This is a genomic window from Fictibacillus sp. UD (genome assembly GCF_043558025.1).
In the GTDB taxonomy this organism is placed as follows: Bacteria; Bacillota; Bacilli; order Bacillales; family Fictibacillaceae; genus Fictibacillus.
On the sequence record NZ_JARUHH010000016.1, the window covers coordinates 1 to 20,703 of the forward strand.

Sequence of the window (20,703 nt, forward strand, 5' to 3'; positions counted from 1 at the left end):
GATTCCAAAGATTTACGAGCGATTCCAAAGATTTACGAGCGATTCCAAAGATTTACGAGCGATTCCAAAGATTTACGAGCGATTCCAAAGATTTACGCTCGTTCACGAAGATTTATGCTCGCTCCCAAAGATTAAGCTCAACAACTATCTTCCACCTTTTCATCCAAAAGAAAAAAGAAGCCCTCAAGCTTCTTTTATCATCATCGCCAATGTTATCTTCGCTTGATGCTTATTCGTTCCTGTCGTTCCCAAGCTTTTAAATAAGGATACGGATCGAATGCCCACTCGGTATATCCGTTATCGCGGTACATCCCAAAATGCAGATGAGGCGGGAATTTACCTGACGTTCCAGGAGGCCCATACCCAGTACTTCCTACATATCCGAGCACCATGCCAGGTTCAACGATTGTTCCTTTTTCAATGCTCTTGTTGAAGCTGCCTAAATGGGCGTAATAGTGATACACATTGTTGATATCTCGGACCCCAATTCTCCAGCCGCCAAAACGGTTCCAGCCTTTTACTTCTACGATTCCGTAAGAAACGGCTTTAACTGGCACGCCGTAATCTGCAAAAATATCTGTTCCTTCATGAATACGCAATCCGCCAAAACCGCGGCGGTCACCCCATGTACTTCGATAGCTGTAGTTCGATCGTAAAGGCACGATAAAGCTGTGTTTATCTAAAGAAACTGTACCGTATGTCTCATAGATCTTCGCGTTTTCCATAATAATATCAACGGCTTTATCTCGTTTATAATAGCTCCATAGTCCGATTCTGAAATTCTCCGTATCATGACCGTGTTTTTGAATGATATCAGCAAAAGTAAATAAAATATCTTCATCGTTGTTTCGGTCAGCTATCCCATCATTATTTCCATCTTTTCCAATACCGCCAAACATTGAAATCCGCTCAGGGTTCGTATCATCCATAGTTGGGTTAATTGGCCCAGACCATTGTAGGGGAGAAAAGTAAATGCCCACAAGACCTTTTCTAGCAGGCAGGTCTCTTCTTGCTTTTCTTACACTTCGTTCATATTGGTCAACCCCGGCAAAATAGTGCCATGGAATAAGTGTAACGGATTCCATTTTTTTGTAGAGGCTGAGTCTATCTACATCTTCTTTTGTAAATCGCTCTGCGGCCGCACTCCTGCTTTCCGGAAGAAAGGTTATTAGAAGGGCTGCCAGAGTGAGGAACAGGACTGTTTTCCTCATACGTCCCAATCCACTCCTTTCTTTCATTTACCTATAGTTTGTTGAAGTTAGGAAAAAACATGAAGGAAAAATGTTGGAAAAAACTCATGTTTGGAGTTTTGGCCTGTCGTATGGTAGAGTATTGATGGGACAATAATGTTTAATTAGAAACTAAATAACAAACGTTCATTATAGTGAAGACCAAGAAAATTTGGGGTGATGATGATGGCAAAGAAAGAAGAATATGTACGTAAACCCGAGTGGTTAAAAATAAAGCTAAACACGAATGAAAATTATAAAGAACTTAAGAAAATGATGCGTGAAAAAAAGCTACATACCGTTTGTGAAGAAGCGAAATGCCCGAACATTCACGAATGCTGGGCTGTTCGTAAGACCGCTACTTTCATGATATTAGGCGACATCTGTACACGCGCATGTCGTTTTTGTGCAGTGAAAACAGGATTGCCAACAGAACTGGATCTGCAAGAACCAGAACGTGTTGCTGAATCTGTTGAACAAATGGGACTAAAACACGTAGTTATTACAGCTGTAGCACGTGATGATCTTAAAGATGGGGGAGCTCATGTATTCGCTGAGACGGTTCGTGCAGTTCGTGCCCGAAACCCATTCTGTTCGATTGAAGTTCTTCCTTCTGACATGTTAGGTGACTTTGATGCACTAAAAACACTAATGGATGCAAAACCGGATATTATGAACCACAACATCGAAACAGTGAGACGACTTTCTCCAAGAGTTCGTGCACGTGCTACGTACGACAGAACGATGGAGTTCTTAAGACGTGCAAAAGAAATGAATGCAAATATTCCAACAAAATCCAGCCTTATGATTGGACTTGGAGAAACATGGGAAGAGATCATTGAAACGATGGATGATCTTCGCGCAAACAACGTAGACATCATGACCATCGGACAATATTTGCAGCCGACGAAAAAACATCTAAAAGTACAAAAGTACTATACACCTGATGAATTTAAAGAACTGCGTGATATCGCTTTCTCTAAAGGATTTAAGCACTGTGAGTCAGGACCGCTTGTGCGATCTTCTTACCATGCAGATGAGCAAGTTAATGCAGCTGCACAAAACAGCTAAATAAAAAAGAAACCAGAAGCAAACGAACTGCTTCTGGTTTTTATTTTCCTTCCATTTCACTGCGCATATTATTGGTTTCCCCGTTCATCTCACCATTTTCATTTTCCCCATAGTTCCATTTCTTGCCTTGAGGGGCTTTTTTCATTTGTTGAATCAAACGGTCCATAATACCTTCTATTTGTTCCGTATCATTATTTAATGATTGGTACTGCTCGATCTTATCAATCATGCCTTTTTCATCAGACACGTATACGTGGAAGTACCGTGGTACAACCGAGAAGGCAGTCATCTTCACTTGGTCTGCAGCAGCGTTTCGGTCCTTGTTCGTTGTTTTGTAGCCGATTAGAACCTCTTCGTCTGTAACTAATGTGCCGACATCTTTAATATCAGGCAATTGAAGAACCATATCTGAAATCATATCTGCAAGCTTTTGACGATTTAAGTATGGAACGCCGTTTCCTGATTTTACTTTATCCCCGGACATATGGCGCATATATCCAAAATCCCCATAATTCATGTTGTTGCCAATCCGATTCTCATCTTTTACATTCGTTTTTGAAAATTTATATTCCTGACCCATTTTCTTTTGGTCAGCACCTCCGCATCCAGAGAGCACGATGCTGATTAATAAAAGCATTCCTAATTTTTTCATAGGTGTTCACCTCCTTATTCATTAGAATGACCTTAAACGCAATTACTTTACAAAGAAATTGTTGGCTGTAAAAGGCACAAACATGGTAAAATAAGTATCAGGAAATGAGGTGAAGCATTTTTGATTACAGTTGGTAATTATTCCTATGAAGTGATTGAAGATGTACGTGAAGCCTTTAATGAGGAACAATTTAAAGCGCGCTACAGTGAGATTTTACATAAATACGATTATATTGTTGGTGATCTCGGATACGAACAGCTTCGACTTCGCGGCTTTTTTGAAGATAACCACGAAAAGGCTACGTTCGATACGAAAATCAGCACACTGCCGGAATACATTTATGAATATTGCAATTTCGGTTGTCCGTATTTTGTCGTAAAAAAAGTAAACCCCTGAGTTGAATTCAGGGGTTTTTCTTTGTCTAAGCGATGACAGTAAATGGCTTACTTAAGACAGCCAAGCTTTATGAGCCTCGAGAATCGTCATATGGCTGTTCTGTATGATATTCTGGGTCATCATGTGTCGGATGCGCACCAGGATCTTGTCTTTCCAGTCCAGCATGAAGGCTTTTGTTTTCATAGTTAAAGGCACTATAATATCGCTGTTCTTCTCTCCAAGGAGTGGATTTTCCTAAAGCCCTCTTTATGGGCGATCCATATGGGCCTTCAGGTAAATCCTCGGGAAGTACATAGTTACGACCGGTCTCCACATTCGAAAAATCGGTGTATTGCCTTTTTTCTTTTTCGAACAAAAAAACCATCCTCTCATAGGCCAGTGTAGGATAAGAACGTATCCTTATCTAAAGTGTGTCCCATAGAGCATGATTCTTTCTTGGTACATTTTGATTACTGCTTAAACAACATCAGATAAAAAGTCACGAAGTTCCATCGCGTCTTCTTCCGTTAGATTAAACGCATGTTCTAAATAGCCCTCTTCCTCTAAATCGTCCTGGCCGATAATGGCGTAATGACTTCCAAGCATATTTAAAACAAGGGACTTCCCGTAATGACGTGTTGTTTTTACAATCGCTAGATCAAAACGTGTATTTCTTCCCATAAAACTCACAAAACGTGTTTCAGTCGTTTCCTTATCATCGTATAAGAAAAAGGTTTCTTCACTCATTCTTTGTTCCTCCTCCAATAAATACATCACCAAATTTTCATTTGAGGCAATCATGATGGCTCCTACTTTATGTTACACTTTACTTGAGAAACTTACAAAAGGTGATGACTATGTATTTTGTTGATCGAAAGAAAATCAATGAACATTTAGTGTATATGGATGAATTGTTAAAGACATTTAAAGAAATGTCCTTACCAAAAAAGCAATTGGAAGTACTGGCATTAGAAAGAATCGGCCACTTATTGATCGAGTCGATGATGGATGTTGGAAACATGATTATCGACGGATTTATTATGCGCGACCCTGGAAGCTTTGAAGACATTCTCGATATCCTAATCGATGAAAAAGTGATCCCAAATGAAGAAGCTCTTTCTTTGAAGCAAGTCGTAAATCTCCGCAAGTCACTTGTCCAGGAATATACATTAGCAGATGTAAAAGAAATATACAGTACGCTTAATAAACATATACAAGAACTTGAGACATTTCCACTTCACATTAAACGGTATTTAGAAGAGGAACTCGGTCCTGTTTCAGCATTTCTGCCTGAATAAAATAAAGTAAAAAATAGTTTTTATACTTTTTTATTTAAAAATGTACGTTTTCTTGTATTTACGGTAAAATGGTAACAAAGGATGGTGATGACCATGAAGAATCACACCTCAACCCGTGATGAAATCATCTATCTTTTAAAGAGAAATAAACGGATGACCGTGACGGAAATGGCGAAATCCCTTGGCATAACAGAAATGGCCGTTCGGCGCCATCTTAACACATTAGAGCGGGACCATGTCATCGAAACGACTCTGGTGCGGCAAGCCATGGGAAGACCAATCCATTTTTATCATTTGACAGCGAGCGGGGACGAACAATTTCCACGAAACTATTCAGGACTTACAGTGGAATTCTTAAATGATATTGAAGAAGTGAATGGAACAGAAGCCGTAGATCTATTATTTAAAAGACGTGAAAACCGTCTGCAGGATAAATACAAAGATCGAATGAATATACTTTCTGATTTTGAACAAAAGGTAAACGAACTTGCCAACATCCAGAATGAAGCAGGATACATGGTCGATTGGAAGCCGGGAGAAGTCCCTGGTACGTATGTATTAACAGAATACAATTGCCCGATCGCTATGGTGGCAAATGAGTATCAGCAAGCCTGTTCATGTGAACTCTCACTGTTTAAGCGCATGCTTCAAACAGACGATGTAGAGCGTAAGACGTGCATGGCTAAAGGCGGAGATTATTGCTGCTATATTATAAAAGAAGAAAAGCAAACATCTGAAGTGTAGACGCTTCAGGTGTGTTTTTTTTTTTCACTATCCAGAAACTATAACTTGTTAGCATGATGTTTTTCGACGTCGTAACAAGTTTAGGTCGATAGTATAAGCGCAACTAAGTCTGACGAAAAAGATTTGGCGTCAGACAAGTTTTCTTTAGCAGTGGGCAAAATGATAAAGGTACATAAAAGGAGAGAATGTGATGAAAGCATATAAGGGATTCTTGATTGATCTAGATGGAACGATGTATCGGGGCACCGAAAGAATTTTGGAAGCCGTTGACTTTGTAAAAAAACTAAACCAACAAAATTTACCCTATCTATTTGTAACGAATAACTCTTCTAAGACGAAGAATCAAGTGGCAGATGTTCTTCAAGGATTTGATATACCAGCATCTGCTGAGCATGTTTATACAACAAGCATGGCAACGGCTAACTATATTGCAGAAATAAAAGAAAATGCGACAGTTTATTGTATCGGGGAAGATGGCATTAAAGAAGCGCTGCAGGAAAAGGGACTTCAGCTCGTTGAAGAGAATCCAGACTTTGTGGTTATTGGTATCGACCGTTCCATTACGTATGAAAAGTTAGCTAAAGCTTGCCTAGCGGTTCGAAACGGAGCACCCTTTATTTCTACGAACGGTGATATCGCTCTTCCAACAGAAAGAGGGCTTCTGCCAGGAAACGGATCTTTAACGTCTGTTATTACGGTCTCTACACAAACTGAACCCACGTTTATTGGCAAACCCGAGTCCATTATTATGGAGATGGCATTGGAAACGCTCGGAACAAAAAAGGAAGAAACACTCATGATCGGTGACAACTATCAAACCGATATTATGGCCGGTATTCGTGCAGGAATGGATACGCTGCTTGTTCACACAGGAGTGACGACGAAAGAACATCTAGAGGAAATTGAGGTGCATCCTACTTATACTGTAAACGGGTTGGATGAGTGGGAGATTAAATAAGTTGTTACGAAACATAGTTGCTCTTGAAAGTAGTTGATTTCCGTTTCAGATGCGCGCTTTCCGTGAGGCGTGCGGTGAGCCCCCTGCTGCTTTGCGCCTTAAGGGGTCTCACCTGACCGCTCGTCCCACAGGAGTCTCGCAACTTGTCAATGAAGTGAAGTAATTGAATGACTTTCAAGCAACTATCACTTAGATTAGAACTTATACTAAAAATGGTTGCTTTCAGTTTTATGATGTTTGCTTTTCCAAGTGCTTAAAATATAACAACATTATTTGATAGAAAATAAAAAAGGCTTAAGTCAAAAGAGAATTCCTCTTGTTCTTAAGCCTTATTTTTATTCTTCATTTGCTGCGCGATGTGCCAAACGGCTGGACGCAGCCGCTGCAATAGCTCCCACGATATCATCCAAAAACGTATGAACCTTGCCTGTAGATTTATCATTTAACTTTTCTAAAATGCCAGGCTTTTGTTTATCAATAAATCCGTAATTTGTAAAACCAATCGAACCATATATATTTACGATAGAAAGTGCAATCACTTCATCAATCCCATACAAACTTTCATCTCGAGCCAAAATTTCTTGAAGCGGCTGTTCAAGTTTTTTTTCTTCCGCTAACACATCAAGTGCAATGCCAGTAAGGATTGCATTTTGTACTTCACGTTTAGCAATGACTCTTTCAACATTTTCTCTGCAAACATCCATTTTTAGGTCAGGATGATAGGGGACTTGGAGAAAATAAACGAGTTCAGCTATATCGTTTACCGTAACGCCCCGTTCGTTCAGCTGTTTACGTGCTGTTTCTTCGACTTTTTCCACTTTTTTGTTTGGCATCCCTGTACTCCTTTTCTCGATTAGTCTCCTTAGCTTTGTATAGTATATGTTTTCATGATAAAGTTATGAATTTATAAAAAGTGCTAACCACTTCGCCTATATGGGCATACAATGTTGTATCCATAAATGCGGTGTTACGCTCATGATCACTTAAATTAGCCGCTGGAAAGCTGAAGGGGTGGGGGGATCGCCTTTGTTTGAAAGAGATATATTTCATCACTATCAATTGGTTTGTGAAGACAGAAGATCTGAATCTGGTTATCGAACATTCTATTGCAAGGGAAATCAATATATCGTGATTCCGCAGCAGCAAATGTCCTATGAAAAGCTGCAAGAAATGTCATATATCAGTGACTATCTACAGCATCGTGGAGAAAATTCTCTGCCCGTGCTGCAGCCGACCATTACGAACATGCCTAGCGCTTATGTTGACGGCGAGTCCGTAATCATTTTTAAAGTCGAGCACAAAAAAGGAGAACAGCGTAATATTGAACTAGGTTCTGAACTAGCAGAATTCCATAAGCGTGGTAAAGGGCTTGAGCAATATTATCCTGTTCAGCAAATTGCATACGGCCAGTGGCCAATGTTGTGGATTAATCGAGTGGATGAGATGCATAACAGGTATGCAGAAGTATCAGCAAGAAAACAAAAGAATGATTTCGACGAACTATTTCTAACTACCTTTCCGTATTATGAGGGAATGGCAGAGAACGCTATTCAATACATTACAGATTATCAGTTAGAAAGAGGACCAAAGGGAATTGGCTCAGCTGCCATCTGTTATGACAGATTCACTGAACGTTCTTGGATCAGAACTTCGAACAGTTTTGTTAAACTGCCAGTTGGCTGGGTGATTGACAGTCCAATGAGAGATGTAGCAGAATGCATCCGCGAAAAAATTTATCAGCCAGAGTTCAGAAGTCACGAAGTTTTACAATTTATCGATGAATACGAAAAAGTGAAGCCATTATCAAAAGGGGCTTGGCGGCTTCTATATGGAAGACTGCTTTTTCCTTCACAATACTTTGATACGGTTGAAGATCATTATGCTAACGAAAGAGATATTGGAAAAGAGTTATATGTACGCCGCTTTACTGACTTAATCTCGTATGAAAAACAAAATGAATACTTCCTAAAAAGTTTCTTTAGATCCATCGGTCTGCCAGTTCGTGATTTAAATATTCCAGTAGTCGACTGGCTCGTTCCGATGATTTAAAAAGAAGAGGTGACTCAAAAATGTAATTTTGAGGTCCACCTCCTTTTTTTTATTCTTTTTAATCTAAAAAGTGCTCAGTCGTTTCTGCAGCTCGGACAAAACAAGAGAGTGTTCGTCTGATGTGAACAGCCTAAATGATATCCAAGGTAATCGCTTTTATATCCGCAGATAAACTTCATAATTCCGGGTATAGACAGAATAATTCCGCGTATAAAATTATTTATCCGATTTTCGACAAAGCCTTTCTAACTGGCTCCAAAAATATTGTGTACGCAGCCCCATTTCTTTATTTTCTTACCACCACATGAGAAAATAACAACAAGGAGTGAAAGCGGATGCAAAAACCATATGTTTTTATTACACGAAAATTACCTGATGAAACACTAGTAGAATTGAATCAAATAGCAGAGGTCAATATGTGGCCATATGAAGAAGAAGCGGTTCCTCGAGATGTACTTTTAGCTGAGGCTTCAAAAGCAGATGGGCTGCTCACGATGCTTTCTGACAACATCGATGCTGAATTGCTGCAGCAGGCTTCATCACTTAAAGTAGTAGGAAATCTGGCTGTTGGATATGACAACATTGATATAAAATTAGCCAGCAATCTAGGCATTAAGGTTTGCAACACACCGGATGTTTTAACCGATTCTACGGCAGATTTGGCGTTTTCTTTAATTCTCGCAACAGCTCGCAGAATTGTCGAATCGGCCAATTATGTAAAAGAAGGAAAATGGAACAGCTGGGGACCTTTATTGCTCGCTGGAGCCGATGTTCATCACAAGACAATCGGTATCGTTGGTATGGGAAGAATCGGTGAAGCAGTAGCAAGACGAGCAAAAGGATTTGATATGAAAATTTTGTATCATAATCGAAATCGCAAGCATGAAGCTGAAGTCTCACTAGATGCCGAATACAAAGATTTTCATGAGCTCTTAAAGCAATCAGATTTTGTTGTCTCACTAGCTCCATTAACCGCAGAAACAAAGGGAATGTTCAACAGAGAAGCATTTCAAAGTATGAAGGAAAGTGCAATCTTTATCAATGCCGGCAGAGGAGCATCGGTTGATGAGGATGCCCTTGTAGAAGCACTGGAAAACAAAAGAATTGCTGGTGCGGGACTGGATGTTTTTGAAAAAGAACCAATCGATCCAAAACACCCGTTATTGTCGATGAAGCAAGTTGTAGCACTCCCGCATATCGGCAGTGCCAGTGTAGAAACAAGAATGAAAATGGCTGCACTCGCCTGCAGAAACATAGCAAATATATTGAACGGAAAAGAGCCTGAAACGCCTGTCAAATAAGGAGGAACTGTATTGATTCGTTCTTTAGAAGGAAAAACAGCCATTGTCACAGGGGCTAGCCGATTAAATGGAATCGGAGCAGAGGTTTGTTTACAGCTCGCAAAAAGAGGAGCAGACATCTTCTTTACGACATGGGGTACATATGACAAGGATATGCATGCAGGGAATCATCAAAGTGACCCAGATCGCCTAGTTGAAAAAATTGAGAGTCATGGCGTGAAGGCTGTTTATGAAGAAGTTGACTTGAGCGTTTCTAATCATATTTCACTTCTTTTTGAAAAACTAGAGCAAAAATTAGGACCATCAAGTATTCTTGTAAACAACGCTTGTTTTTCAAAAAATCATAAGTGGGAAGATACAACGAGTGAAATTCTTGATTCTCATTATGAGATCAACATTCGGGCTACGACCCTTTTAAGCGTAGAATTCGCAAAGCGTTTTACAGGAGAAAGAGGCAGCATTATTCATCTAACTTCAGGTCAGTCGAAAGGCCCGATGACAGGTGAGCTTGCCTATGCTGCAACAAAAGGAGCGATCGATGCGCTCACTGTTACGCTGGCAGCTGAAATTGGACATAAAGGTATTACGGTTAATGCGGTTAATCCAGGGCCAACAGATACGGGCTGGATGACTGAAGATGTGCAAAACGTTCTCCTGCCCAAGTTTCCGTTAGGAAGAATCGGGAAACCAGAAGATGCGGCAAAATTGATCGCTTTTTTAGCATCGCCCGAAGCAGAGTGGGTAACAGGGCAAATCATCCATTCAGAAGGCGGTTTTTTAAGACAATAATAAATAATAGTTGTAACTGGCTTTTGTGGTTTGATTCTTGAACCTAAAAAGTCAGTTTTTTTATTGGTATACTCCTTTCCAAAAGAATGTTGCTTTAATTTTCTCCTTTGAAAGTTGATTGGAGTGAAAGGTGCGAGACTCCTGCGGGACAGGCGGGCAGGTGAGACACTTAAGAGTGAAACGGTAAGAATGTGGCTCACCGCCTGCCCCGCGGAAAGCGAAGCACCTGGAAAGGAAATCAACTACTTCCAAGAACCCCGATGTTTACCTAAAGAATCAAATAAAATAAAAAATTTATAAATATACTATTGAATTAATTTTTATACAGTCCTATAATGAACCATAACTTATTTAAGGAGTGATGTGATTTGAGAGCAGGAATTATTGGCGTAACCGGATATGGTGGTATGGAGTTATTCCGGCTATTATCTGCACATCCGGAGATTACGGAAGTATTTCTCTATTCATCCTCCAAAGCAGGTCAACAGCTTTCAGATGAAGTTCAGCATGTATACCAGATCGTTAATCATCCGCTTCGTTCATTAGAACAGCTTCACATAGATGAGCTAGACATATTATTTTGCTCAGCTCCAAGCGGTGTTTCGTCAGAGCTACTTCCACCTTTAGTCAAAAACAATTTGAAGATTATTGATTTAGCAGGGGATTTTCGAATCAAGAACAACGACACCTATCGACAGTGGTATCGAAAAGAACCCCCACCAATATCACTTGTAAATCAAGCGGTTTACGGATTAACGGAATGGAACAGTGAAGATGTAAAAAAAGGTGATTTGATCGCAAATCCAGGCTGTTACCCAACCGCAGCATTGCTTGGGCTTCTGCCACTATTAAAAACAGACATGATTAAGTCCTCATCTCTAGTGATCGATGCTAAGAGCGGAATATCAGGAGCAGGTGTTTCACCTAACAAAGGAACGCATTTTTCTCAGAATAACGATAGCTTAAGTATTTACAAGATGCATCAGCATCAGCATATACCTGAGATTGAACAGACCATCCAAACAATCACGGGCATCGATACAAAAATTACGTTCAACACACATCTCGTTCCGATGACAAGAGGAATCATGGCAACCATGTACGCAGAATTAGAAGAGGATGCTAACTCTCAAACTGTAAAAGAAATCTATGAGGAATACTACAGCAAAAAACACTTTGTACGTGTTTATGATGAGAGAACAAACTTGTTTACAAAGCAAGTTTACGGATCCAATTATTGTGATCTCACTTTTGGTGTAGATGATCGTACGAATCGAATTACAGTTGTTTCTGTCATTGACAATTTGTTAAAAGGCGCAGCAGGTCAGGCCGTTCAAAATATGAACGTTATGTTTGATCTCGATGAAACAGAGGGACTAAAGCATTCACCGATGTTCCCTTAAAAAAAGGAGGCAGGATACATGCAGGCGACAAAGGCGGCTATTCAAAAGATAACAGGAATTAATATCGCAACTCCAAAAGGCTTTTATGCGAGTGGTCTTCATTGCGGTGTGAAACATAAAAAGCTCGACCTAGGATTGTTATACAGCGTCACTCCGGCAAACGCAGCTGGTGTTTATACAACAAATCAAGTACAGGCAGCTCCATTAAAAATTACGCAGAACAGCATTTCGCAAGAAGGGAAGCTTCAGGCGGTCATCGTGAATTCAGGTAATGCGAATGCGTGTACCGGAAAAAAAGGCTTAGCTGATGCACAAAACATGCAGCTTCAAACCGCAGAGAAGCTTGATATACCTTCCCATTATGTTGGAGTAGCTTCTACGGGTGTAATCGGTGAACATCTGCCAATGGATAAAATTTCAGCAGGAATTGAAAAACTAGTCCTAGATTCAGAGTTGAAAGGTTCAATAGATTTCGCTCAAGCCATTTTAACAACAGACACGGTTTCAAAAAATACAGCGTATTCTCTGAAAATCAATGATAAAACCATCACGATTGCAGGAACAGCAAAAGGATCGGGTATGATTCATCCGAACATGGCTACAATGCTTGGCTTTATTACAACAGACGCAGCGATCAATCAAAGTGACCTTCACACAGCACTCAGTTATGCGGTGGAACGAACGTTTAACTGCATCACGGTTGACGGTGACACCTCAACAAATGACATGGTGCTCATGCTGGCAAACGGAATGGGTGAGAATGAAGAGTTAAACAAGAACCACCCTGAATGGGAACTGTTCTTAGAAGCACTCGTCCTTGTTTGTGAAGATTTGGGCAAACTTATTGCGAAAGATGGAGAAGGTGCGAGTAAGCTCATTGAAGTTAACGTGTTAGGTGCGAATACAGAGAAAGAAGCTAGAATCATAGCCAAAACCGTAGTAGGTTCACCGCTTGTTAAAACAGCTGTTTTTGGATGTGATGCGAACCGGGGAAGAATCATCGCAGCAGCGGGATATAGCGGAGTGAAATTTAATCCAGATGCCGTAAAGATCTTAATCGGTGAAAATGAAGTCGTTGTAGACGGAGAACCTGTTCACTTTTCAGAAGAGAAAATTCGAAACTACTTAAAGAGCCATGAGATTCATATAACGGTAATTTTATCTGAAGGAAACGGAAGCGGCCGAGCATGGGGATGCGATTTAACGTACGACTATGTTCAAATCAATGCAAGCTATCGAACGTAAAAGGATGTGAGCGTAGTGTTTCATGTTATCAAAATTGGAGGAAGTACACTAGCTGATCTACAGCCTGCATTTTTTGCTGTTCTAAAAGAAAGAGTTCAGCAAGGTGAAAAAATCGTTATCGTTCACGGAGGCGGACCGGAGATCAACAAAAAACTTAAAGAATCAGGACTTCCTTTAGAAATGAAGAACGGGATAAGGATAACGACCGAAAAGACGCTTTCTTGCGTTAAGGCTGCATTAAAAGACATCACCAACAAAAATCTTGTACATGTGCTAAATCAAAAAGGGATCTCGGCAAGGGGTTTGTGTGGTTCAGAGCAATCCCTCATACAATGCGATTTTTTAGATAAGAAGCAATATGGATGGGTGGGACGTGTTAAGAAAGTTAAAACAGAAATCATTGAAAACGTGCTGAACTCAGGTAAGATACCTGTCATAGCATCCCTCGGTATAACAGACGACGGCGAAACGGTGAATATCAATGCAGATACAGCTGCAGGAGAAACGGCGGCAGCCTTAGCAGCTCATTCAATCTGTTTTGTGACTGACACTCCTGGCATTCAGCTTAACGGAAAATGGGCTGACTCACTAACTGTTTCTGAAATACAAAAAAATATGATTCAAGGTCACATACATGGTGGAATGGTGCCGAAAGTCGAGGCAGCTATTAAGTGTCTGGATATAAATATTCATGAAGTGTTAATTACGGATCAAACACTCTCAGGTACTGTAATTGCTTCTAAGGAGGTCATGGTTTAATGAGTTCACTTTTTCCTACGTACAAAAGAAAACATATAGAGCTTCAAAAAGGAAGCGGAACGATCGTGTTTGATCAAAACAACAAGCGCTACTTAGATTTCACAAGTGGAATTGCAGTAACAAGTCTAGGGCATTGCCACCCTGAAGTGGTTAAAGCATTAAAGGAACAGAGTGAGCGTATCTGGCATACTTCAAATCTCTTTGAAATACAGCAACAAGAACTTCTCGCTGAAACCCTGGTGAATCAAACCAATTTAGATGCTGCCTTCTTCTGCAATAGTGGCGCTGAAGCTAACGAAGCGGCGATTAAGCTTGCGAAGAAATTTACAAAACGAAACAAGATCATTACGTTTAAGAATTCATTTCATGGCCGTACATTCGGTTCCATGTCGGCAACTGGTCAGCAGAAAATAAAAGAAGGCTACGGACCGCTTCTGTCTGAATTTATCCATCTTCCTTGGAACGATAGGCAGCAGCTCAAAAATACGGTTGATTCTGACACAGCTGCCATCATGATGGAAGTGATTCAAGGTGAAGGCGGCGTAAAGGTTGCTGATCCGTCATTTTATAAAGAAGTCCAAGAAATGTGTAAGCAACACGATATTCTCCTAATCATAGATGAAGTTCAGACAGGTATCGGCCGAACTGGAAAAAGGTATGCTTATGAACATTTTGATTTGGATCCTGACATCGTGACTCTCGCAAAAGGGTTAGGGAACGGCTTTCCAATAGGGGCAATGCTCGGTAAAAGCAAGTTAAAAGAAGCATTTGGGCCAGGCAGTCATGGAACGACGTTTGGAGGAAATCCGTTAGCTTGTGCAGTAAGCCAAACGGTTTTAAATATTATTTTTAGCGATAACTTCTTAAGCGAGGTAAAAAGAAAAGGTATAGATTTTATAAACAGATTAGTAGATAGTTTGATGAAACTGCCATTCGTAAATGAAATTCGAGGAGAAGGATTATTAATAGGTATTGAGTGTGATCAGGCTGCTGAATTAATAAAAGCTCTTGAAGAGAACGGTTTATTGACGGTTCCGGCAGGTGAGAAGGTAATCCGGTTATTGCCGCCTTTGACCGTAACAGATGAAGAATTAGAAACGGCATTGCGAATTATCAACGAAGCGTTTAACAATATTTATACAAAAGCCATTTAAGGACGAATAATCCTTATTTTTTATACGTAAATATGAATAAAAATACAATGTAATATATGTTTTATACAAGGAGTGGAACTCATCATGAAAGGCTGTATTACTTTATCAAATGATATTTCTTTTGAAGGTGACTGGGTTGGAAATCATCATTATGGTTCGGGAGAAGTTGTATTTTATACAGGAATGACAGGGTATGAACAAGTGTTGACAGACCCTTCTTACCAAGGGCAGATTGTTGTTTTTTCGTATCCCTTTATTGGGAACTATGGCTTTGATTCTGCAAGTATGGAATCTTCAAAAATTCAAGTAGCCGGTGTTGTAATGGCAGAGTGTTTCTCATTCGATGTAAAAGGCAGCCGCCAATCAATAATTGACCTACTCAACAATCACAATATTCCTGCCCTAACAAATGTGGATACAAGGTCTCTTATTCAAGAGATCAGAAATAAAGGGTCTTTACCTGCTGTTATGCATCTGCCAAATACACAGCCAGAATCTTTTTCTCTAGGAGAATATTGGCCAGCAACATCCATAACAAAAGCAGGATCAGGAAACACGCATATCGTTTTAATAGATTTTGGATTCAAAAAGTCTATCGTTGACGCTCTTGTAAACGAGGGCTGCACCGTTACTGTTGTTCCTTTTGATCAAGACTTAGCTGACATTGAGAAACTCAATCCAGACGGTTTCGTTTTTTCAAACGGTTCAGGTGACCCTATGAGGTTTTCAAACTATTTTCATCGTTATAAAAATATTGCCATACGCTATCCCGTGCTCGGCATCTGTCTTGGACATCAAATATTAGCGCTAGCATTTGGCGGTGAAACTCGAAAGCTGAAGTTCGGTCATCGCGGAGCGAATCATCCTGTTATGAACCTGAAGACTGGAAAAGTGTCGATGAGTTCTCAAAATCATAGTTATGTTGTGAAAAAAGAGAGTTTAGCAGCTACTGGATTTTCTATTTGGTTTGAAAATGTGAACGATCAGAGTGTTGAGGGGCTGTGGCATAGCACATATAACATTGCCAGTGTCCAATTCCACCCAGAAGCAGCACCTGGTCCGAATGAACATAAAGAAATCTTTCAAAACTTCATTCAAACAGTACAACATAAAGAGAAGGTGAGAAGTTATGCCTAAACATCAAGACATTCAGAAAGTACTCGTTATCGGATCTGGACCAATCGTAATCGGGCAGGCAGCTGAATTTGACTATTCCGGTACCCAGGCGTGCAAAGCGCTAAAAGAAGAAGGGATAGAGGTTGTTCTGATCAACAATAATCCTGCAACAATCATGACAGACAACACGTTTGCAGACGTTATTTACTTTGAGCCGTTAACGGCAGAATACGCAGAACAGATTATTCAAAAAGAGAAGCCTGACGGACTGTTAGCAACCGTTGGCGGTCAGACAGGGCTTAACTTAGCGATGGAACTTCATGATAAAGGCATTCTAAAAAAACATGGGGTTAAACTTTTAGGCACAGACATTCACTCCATTCGAAAAGCAGAAGATCGAGATGAGTTTCGTTCATTGATGAAAAGGCTTGGAGAACCTGTGCCCGAAAGTGAAATCGTTACATCTCCTCATGAAGCCATTGAATTTGCCGAAGTCACTGGCTATCCCGTTATTGTACGGCCAGCTTATACACTTGGAGGATTTGGCGGAGGGATTGCACCATCGAAAGAGAAGCTCACCTCACTTGTTAAACAAGGTCTATCAGCCAGTCCGATCAACCAGTGCTTAATTGAAAAAAGCATTGCCGGCTACAAAGAGATCGAATATGAAGTGATGCGCGATAAAAATGGAACGTGTATTACCGTTTGCAACATGGAGAACGTTGATCCTGTTGGTATACATACAGGCGATTCGGTTGTTGTTGCTCCAAGCCAAACGTTAACAGATGATGAGTATCAGTCTTTAAGAAAAGCGTCTTTAACGATAATTAACGCGCTAGAAATAGTGGGAGGGTGCAACATTCAGTTCGCTCTTCATCCTCATACATCTGAATATTACTTGATTGAAGTAAACCCGCGTGTGAGCAGGTCTTCCGCTCTTGCATCAAAAGCAACAGGATACCCGATCGCCAAAATAGCAGCAAAACTAGCACTGGGATATAACCTTCATGAGCTGAAAAATCCTGTAACAGGAACGACTTTTGCAAGTTTTGAACCTGCATTGGATTATGTTGCTGTAAAGATGCCAAGATGGCCGTTCGATAAGTTTTATCATGCTGACCGAAATCTTGGAACACAGATGAAAGCAACGGGAGAAGTAATGGCATTAGAGAGAAATATGGCTTCAGCGTTTCAAAAAGCAATCAGGTCTCTGGAGCTTAAAACGAACGGCATGTACTTAAAAGAACTATCTTCTATGAATGAAGAGACGTTACTTGATTTGGTTGTTGCTGCAGATGACCGCCGCTTTTTTGTTGTAATGGAACTTTTGCGAAGAGGAATTTCGACAGACAAAATTCATGAATTAACACAGATCACACCTTATTTTTTAACCATCTTTAACGAGTTGGTTTCCATGGACCACGGCCTGCAACAAACGAACTTGCAAACCGTGGATAAAAATCAGCTGCATCAAGCTAAAAAGTTTGGTTTCTCCGATCATTATTTGTCTGACATATGGTCTGTAACAAAATCAGAAGTACGTGAAAAGAGGGAGAAGTTGGACATCATTCCAACGTACAAAATGGTGGATACGTGTGCAGCGGAATTCGAAGCAAAAACGACTTATTTTTATTCGAGTTGGAGCGGAAAAAGTGATAAGGTTCCGGAACAAAAGAAGAAAGTGGCCATTATCGGATCAGGTCCAATTCGCATCGGGCAAGGTGTTGAGTTCGACTATTGCTGTGTGCATAGTGCGATTGCTCTAAAAGATAATGGATATGAAGCTATTCTGATCAACAACAATCCTGAGACGGTCAGTACTGATTATGAAGTATCCGACTCTTTATATTTTGAGCCGTTAACCTTTGAAGACATTTATCACGTTTTGCAGTTTGAGGGTATTTCTGACGTGATTCTGCAGTTTGGCGGCCAAACGTCCATTAATTTGGCAAAGGAATTAGAAGATGCAGGCTTTTCGGTACTGGGAAGTCCGGCAGACACGGTTGATCAAATGGAGGATAGAGACCGTTTTTATGAATTCCTAGACTCTATACAAATCCCTAAAGTGGCTGGATACACGGCTCAAAATGAAGCAGAAATAAAGAGTTATGCTGAGAAGTTAGGGTTTCCAGTTCTGCTTCGCCCATCCTATGTAATCGGGGGAAGCGGCATGAAAGTTCTTTATTCTAAAAGTGAGTTGATAAGCTTTTTGAAAAGTGAACCCGTAAGCTTTCCTGTCCTAATTGATACTTTTTTAGAAGGAACAGAAGCAGAAGTAGATGTGTTGACTGATGGTACAGACATCTTTGTACCAGGAATCTTTGAACATATTGAAGGAACTGGCGTTCATTCAGGAGACAGCTTGACAGTTACGCCTCCACAGAATCTTTCAGAGAGTATTACGAAGCAAATTTTAGCACAGTCAAAAAAAATTGCAGCGAATATGAACTACAAAGGTCTTTTCAATATTCAATTTGCAATTAAAGATCAAACGGTATATGTGATTGAGGTTAATCCTAGAGCATCTCGAACAGCACCGATCATGAGTAAGATTACAGGTGTAAATCTGCTTCAAAAGGCAACACAATTACTGCTTGGATCACCATTAAGCTCTTTAAACCTTGAAGCGGAGCATAACGGACAGCCGTTTATCACAGTGAAAGCACCTGTTTTTTCAACGATTAAACTCCCAGGTGTTTCACCTGTTTTAAGCCCGATGATGATTTCAACAGGAGAAGTGATCGGTACAGATACAGAGTATGATTCAGCTTTAGTTAAGGCCTTAAAAGGTTCTAGCCTGCAGCTTGCCGATCTTTGGAATACAAAGGGCAGCATTTTTGCACAAGGAGAGTTAGCGGAAGAGGAAGCTGAAAAATGGTCAAAATTCGGCTATAACATAAAAAACCAAAAAGAAATATCTTTTGATGAGTGGCTAAAAACAGAGGACAAAGCAGTCTATATGAACTTTTCAAATGATAGTCAATGCCAGGATGCCAAACGTGCGGTACTAGAACGATTACACGTTCTGACTAGAAAAGAAACAACAAACGCTTATTATAGCGCGCTGCATGCAGTAAACGATTCAAGAAAGGAAGTGCTGATCTGATGTCAATTGTACACCCCCTTCGCACAACACGAACAAAGAAAGATTTTCTTACGCTAATGGATTATTCTACATCTGAAATTATCGATCTGTTGAATCTGGCCCGAGAATTGAAGAAGCAAGGTTCATCGGCACCACCACTATTAAAAGGGAAAATTTTAGGGATGATCTTTGAAAAGTCATCCACTCGTACCCGTGTTTCATTTGAAGCTGCCATGCTGCAGCTCGGCGGTCATGCGATCCATCTTTCCACTCGTGACATTCAGATGGGAAGAGGAGAATCGATTTCAGATACAGCTAAAGTATTGTCAGGATATCTAGATGCACTGATGATTCGTACATTTCATCAATCTACCGTTGAAGAGCTTGCTTATAACGGCTCGATCCCTGTAATTAACGGACTTACGGACGATTTTCATCCATGCCAAGTGCTTGCCGATCTGTTAACAATTCTTGAATATAAAGGTTCTTTTAAAGGGAAGAAGCTCGCATATATTGGAGATGGCAATAACATGGCGCACTCGTTGATGATCGGTGCTGCCAAAGTTGGGATGGATTGTACGATTATTGCTCCGAAAAATTACGAGCCAAATCAAAAAATTGTTTCTTATGCGAAAGAAGTCGCACAACAAAATGGGTCCGTTATTGAGGTTACAGATAATCCGATTGAAGGTATAAAAAATAGTGACGTCATTTATACAGACGTTTGGGCGAGCATGGGGCAGGAAGATGAAGCAGAAGTGCGTATGAGTCATTTTAAAGGGTATCAAGTGAATGCAGAGCTTGTTTCACATGCAAAAAAAGATTATATTTTCATGCATTGCTTGCCTGCGCATCGTGAAGAAGAGGTGACAGCAGAAATCATTGATGGTCATCATTCGGTCGTCTTCCCAGAAGCTGAGAACCGACTTCATGCACAAAAAGCACTGCTAGTTCATTTGATGTCTTGATAAAAGATAGTTCCTTTTAAGTAATTCTTTGTTGCTTGTTGAAGAGGTTGATTTCCGCTCCAGGTTGCTCCCTTTCCACGGGGCGTACGGTGAGCCTCCTGCCGCTATGCGCCATTAGGAGTCTCCACCTGACCGCTCGTCCCGTAGGAGTCTCGCAACCTTGCACTACAATCAACTTGCAAATGATGAGAATAGAAAAACAAAAGCAACGCTCTGTAGAAAAGAGCTTTCAAATGGTGGTTCATGGGGTTCAGATCACCCCCATGCTTGTCGTGACGTCACTTCAGTATTTAATGTCCTTATTTGTCCCGCAGGAGTCAGCACCCTTCCGCTCCAATCCCTACATGTTTGCTTCATAAACAACAAAAAAAGGTCAAATCACTAGGCATTGGCGAGGTGGTTTGATCTCTTTTAGTAATTTTTCGTATGGAATTCGTAAAGCAAGACAAAGAAACCACCAAAGGCTTCAATTGAAAATGCACGGAAAGCCCTTTGTTTTTATTTAAT

At 40.4% G+C, this 20,703-nt stretch carries 21 protein-coding genes; 16 read left to right on the top strand and 5 right to left on the bottom strand.

Going from position 1 to position 20,703, the window contains the following annotated elements:
* On the top strand, positions 1-226 hold a 226-nt coding region (locus P8610_RS17225), incomplete at its 5' end, for a hypothetical protein (protein ID WP_394605536.1).
* Here P8610_RS17225 and P8610_RS17230 read toward each other — a convergent pair.
* Positions 213-1,211, bottom strand: a complete 999-nt coding sequence (locus P8610_RS17230) for a M23 family metallopeptidase (protein WP_394605538.1) — start codon at positions 1,209-1,211, stop codon at positions 213-215. The two genes, P8610_RS17225 and P8610_RS17230, sit on opposite strands and share 14 nt — an antisense overlap.
* 204 nt (positions 1,212-1,415) lie before the next feature.
* Here P8610_RS17230 and lipA point away from each other — a divergent pair, with 204 nt between their 5' ends.
* Positions 1,416-2,300, top strand: a complete 885-nt coding sequence (gene lipA, locus P8610_RS17235) for a lipoyl synthase (protein ID WP_289494632.1) — start codon at positions 1,416-1,418, stop codon at positions 2,298-2,300.
* A 40-nt stretch (positions 2,301-2,340) separates the two neighbouring features.
* Here lipA and P8610_RS17240 read toward each other — a convergent pair whose 3' ends face one another.
* Positions 2,341-2,952: a YhcN/YlaJ family sporulation lipoprotein gene (locus P8610_RS17240; protein ID WP_394605540.1), complete on the bottom strand. Its 612-nt coding sequence runs from the start codon at positions 2,950-2,952 to the stop codon at positions 2,341-2,343.
* 120 nt (positions 2,953-3,072) lie between these two features.
* Here P8610_RS17240 and P8610_RS17245 point away from each other — a divergent pair, with 120 nt between their 5' ends.
* On the top strand, positions 3,073-3,348 hold the full coding sequence (locus P8610_RS17245) for a YutD family protein (protein ID WP_066238928.1): 276 nt from the start codon (positions 3,073-3,075) through the stop codon (positions 3,346-3,348).
* Between the two features lie 67 nt (positions 3,349-3,415).
* Here the strand turns inward: P8610_RS17245 and P8610_RS17250 are convergent, their stop codons facing one another.
* Positions 3,416-3,712: a hypothetical protein gene (locus tag P8610_RS17250; RefSeq protein WP_289494634.1), complete on the bottom strand. Its 297-nt coding sequence runs from the start codon at positions 3,710-3,712 to the stop codon at positions 3,416-3,418.
* A 92-nt stretch (positions 3,713-3,804) separates the two neighbouring features.
* A complete protein-coding gene (locus P8610_RS17255) occupies positions 3,805-4,074 on the bottom strand; it encodes a DUF3055 domain-containing protein (RefSeq protein WP_289494635.1) in 270 nt (89 codons plus the stop codon).
* Between the two features lie 110 nt (positions 4,075-4,184).
* Here P8610_RS17255 and P8610_RS17260 point away from each other — a divergent pair, with 110 nt between their 5' ends.
* The 3 genes from P8610_RS17260 to P8610_RS17270 all read left to right on the top strand — a co-directional run bounded on the left by P8610_RS17260 (position 4,185) and on the right by P8610_RS17270 (position 6,327).
* The gene (locus P8610_RS17260; RefSeq protein WP_394605542.1) at positions 4,185-4,625 is read left to right on the top strand and encodes a DUF86 domain-containing protein; all 441 of its coding nucleotides are present in this window, start codon (positions 4,185-4,187) and stop codon (positions 4,623-4,625) included.
* A 93-nt stretch (positions 4,626-4,718) separates the two neighbouring features.
* A complete protein-coding gene (locus P8610_RS17265) occupies positions 4,719-5,369 on the top strand; it encodes a helix-turn-helix transcriptional regulator (RefSeq protein ID WP_394605543.1) in 651 nt (216 codons plus the stop codon).
* A gap of 190 nt (positions 5,370-5,559) precedes the next feature.
* Positions 5,560-6,327 (top strand): TIGR01457 family HAD-type hydrolase, encoded by a 768-nt coding sequence (locus P8610_RS17270; RefSeq protein WP_394605545.1) that lies wholly within the window; start codon positions 5,560-5,562, stop codon positions 6,325-6,327.
* Positions 6,328-6,662: 335 nt separating this feature from the next.
* On the opposite strand, the gene P8610_RS17275 is transcribed toward P8610_RS17270, so the two are convergent.
* Positions 6,663-7,160, bottom strand: a complete 498-nt coding sequence (locus tag P8610_RS17275; RefSeq protein WP_289494639.1) for a phosphatidylglycerophosphatase A family protein — start codon at positions 7,158-7,160, stop codon at positions 6,663-6,665.
* 193 nt (positions 7,161-7,353) lie between these two features.
* On the opposite strand from P8610_RS17275, the gene yutH reads away from it, so the two are divergent.
* The 10 genes from yutH to argF all read left to right on the top strand — a co-directional run bounded on the left by yutH (position 7,354) and on the right by argF (position 20,196).
* Complete coding sequence (gene yutH, locus P8610_RS17280; RefSeq protein ID WP_394605548.1) at positions 7,354-8,376, top strand: spore coat putative kinase YutH; 1,023 nt, start codon at positions 7,354-7,356, stop codon at positions 8,374-8,376.
* Between the two features lie 335 nt (positions 8,377-8,711).
* Positions 8,712-9,677, top strand: a complete 966-nt coding sequence (locus P8610_RS17285; RefSeq protein ID WP_394605549.1) for a 2-hydroxyacid dehydrogenase — start codon at positions 8,712-8,714, stop codon at positions 9,675-9,677.
* Between the two features lie 12 nt (positions 9,678-9,689).
* Positions 9,690-10,466 (top strand): SDR family oxidoreductase, encoded by a 777-nt coding sequence (locus P8610_RS17290; protein ID WP_394605551.1) that lies wholly within the window; start codon positions 9,690-9,692, stop codon positions 10,464-10,466.
* 368 nt (positions 10,467-10,834) lie between these two features.
* Positions 10,835-11,869 carry an N-acetyl-gamma-glutamyl-phosphate reductase gene (gene argC / locus P8610_RS17295; protein WP_394605553.1) on the top strand — a complete coding sequence of 345 codons (1,035 nt, stop codon included), beginning with the start codon at positions 10,835-10,837 and terminating at the stop codon, positions 11,867-11,869.
* A gap of 18 nt (positions 11,870-11,887) precedes the next feature.
* Positions 11,888-13,114 (top strand): bifunctional ornithine acetyltransferase/N-acetylglutamate synthase, encoded by a 1,227-nt coding sequence (gene argJ / locus P8610_RS17300; RefSeq protein ID WP_394605554.1) that lies wholly within the window; start codon positions 11,888-11,890, stop codon positions 13,112-13,114.
* A gap of 15 nt (positions 13,115-13,129) precedes the next feature.
* Positions 13,130-13,873: an acetylglutamate kinase gene (gene argB, locus P8610_RS17305; protein ID WP_394605555.1), complete on the top strand. Its 744-nt coding sequence runs from the start codon at positions 13,130-13,132 to the stop codon at positions 13,871-13,873.
* Entirely contained in the window at positions 13,873-15,027 is a 1,155-nt protein-coding gene (locus P8610_RS17310) for an acetylornithine transaminase (RefSeq protein WP_394605557.1), read from the top strand. The genes argB and P8610_RS17310 overlap by 1 nt, the downstream gene beginning before the upstream one ends.
* Before the next feature lie 84 nt (positions 15,028-15,111).
* On the top strand, positions 15,112-16,164 hold the full coding sequence (locus tag P8610_RS17315) for a carbamoyl phosphate synthase small subunit (RefSeq protein ID WP_394605559.1): 1,053 nt from the start codon (positions 15,112-15,114) through the stop codon (positions 16,162-16,164).
* Positions 16,157-19,249 (top strand): carbamoyl phosphate synthase large subunit, encoded by a 3,093-nt coding sequence (locus P8610_RS17320; RefSeq protein WP_394605560.1) that lies wholly within the window; start codon positions 16,157-16,159, stop codon positions 19,247-19,249. Before P8610_RS17315 ends, P8610_RS17320 begins: the two co-directional genes overlap by 8 nt.
* Positions 19,249-20,196: an ornithine carbamoyltransferase gene (gene argF / locus P8610_RS17325; protein WP_394605562.1), complete on the top strand. Its 948-nt coding sequence runs from the start codon at positions 19,249-19,251 to the stop codon at positions 20,194-20,196. The genes P8610_RS17320 and argF overlap by 1 nt, the downstream gene beginning before the upstream one ends.
* The last annotated feature ends 507 nt before the right edge of the window (positions 20,197-20,703 follow it).

What these genes read in the sequence shown, in the direction of transcription:
- P8610_RS17230 (WP_394605538.1), bottom strand. Translation starts at nt 1,211, where the DNA reads ATGAGGAAAACAGTCCTGTTCCTCACTCTGGCAGCCCTTCTAATAACC.
- lipA (WP_289494632.1), top strand. Translation starts at nt 1,416, where the DNA reads ATGGCAAAGAAAGAAGAATATGTACGTAAACCCGAGTGGTTAAAAATA.
- P8610_RS17240 (WP_394605540.1), bottom strand. Translation starts at nt 2,952, where the DNA reads ATGAAAAAATTAGGAATGCTTTTATTAATCAGCATCGTGCTCTCTGGA.
- P8610_RS17250 (WP_289494634.1), bottom strand. Translation starts at nt 3,712, where the DNA reads ATGGTTTTTTTGTTCGAAAAAGAAAAAAGGCAATACACCGATTTTTCG.
- P8610_RS17255 (WP_289494635.1), bottom strand. Translation starts at nt 4,074, where the DNA reads ATGAGTGAAGAAACCTTTTTCTTATACGATGATAAGGAAACGACTGAA.
- P8610_RS17260 (WP_394605542.1), top strand. Translation starts at nt 4,185, where the DNA reads ATGTATTTTGTTGATCGAAAGAAAATCAATGAACATTTAGTGTATATG.
- P8610_RS17265 (WP_394605543.1), top strand. Translation starts at nt 4,719, where the DNA reads ATGAAGAATCACACCTCAACCCGTGATGAAATCATCTATCTTTTAAAG.
- P8610_RS17270 (WP_394605545.1), top strand. Translation starts at nt 5,560, where the DNA reads ATGAAAGCATATAAGGGATTCTTGATTGATCTAGATGGAACGATGTAT.
- P8610_RS17275 (WP_289494639.1), bottom strand. Translation starts at nt 7,160, where the DNA reads ATGCCAAACAAAAAAGTGGAAAAAGTCGAAGAAACAGCACGTAAACAG.
- P8610_RS17285 (WP_394605549.1), top strand. Translation starts at nt 8,712, where the DNA reads ATGCAAAAACCATATGTTTTTATTACACGAAAATTACCTGATGAAACA.
- argJ (WP_394605554.1), top strand. Translation starts at nt 11,888, where the DNA reads ATGCAGGCGACAAAGGCGGCTATTCAAAAGATAACAGGAATTAATATC.
- P8610_RS17310 (WP_394605557.1), top strand. Translation starts at nt 13,873, where the DNA reads ATGAGTTCACTTTTTCCTACGTACAAAAGAAAACATATAGAGCTTCAA.
- P8610_RS17315 (WP_394605559.1), top strand. Translation starts at nt 15,112, where the DNA reads ATGAAAGGCTGTATTACTTTATCAAATGATATTTCTTTTGAAGGTGAC.
- P8610_RS17320 (WP_394605560.1), top strand. Translation starts at nt 16,157, where the DNA reads ATGCCTAAACATCAAGACATTCAGAAAGTACTCGTTATCGGATCTGGA.
- argF (WP_394605562.1), top strand. Translation starts at nt 19,249, where the DNA reads ATGTCAATTGTACACCCCCTTCGCACAACACGAACAAAGAAAGATTTT.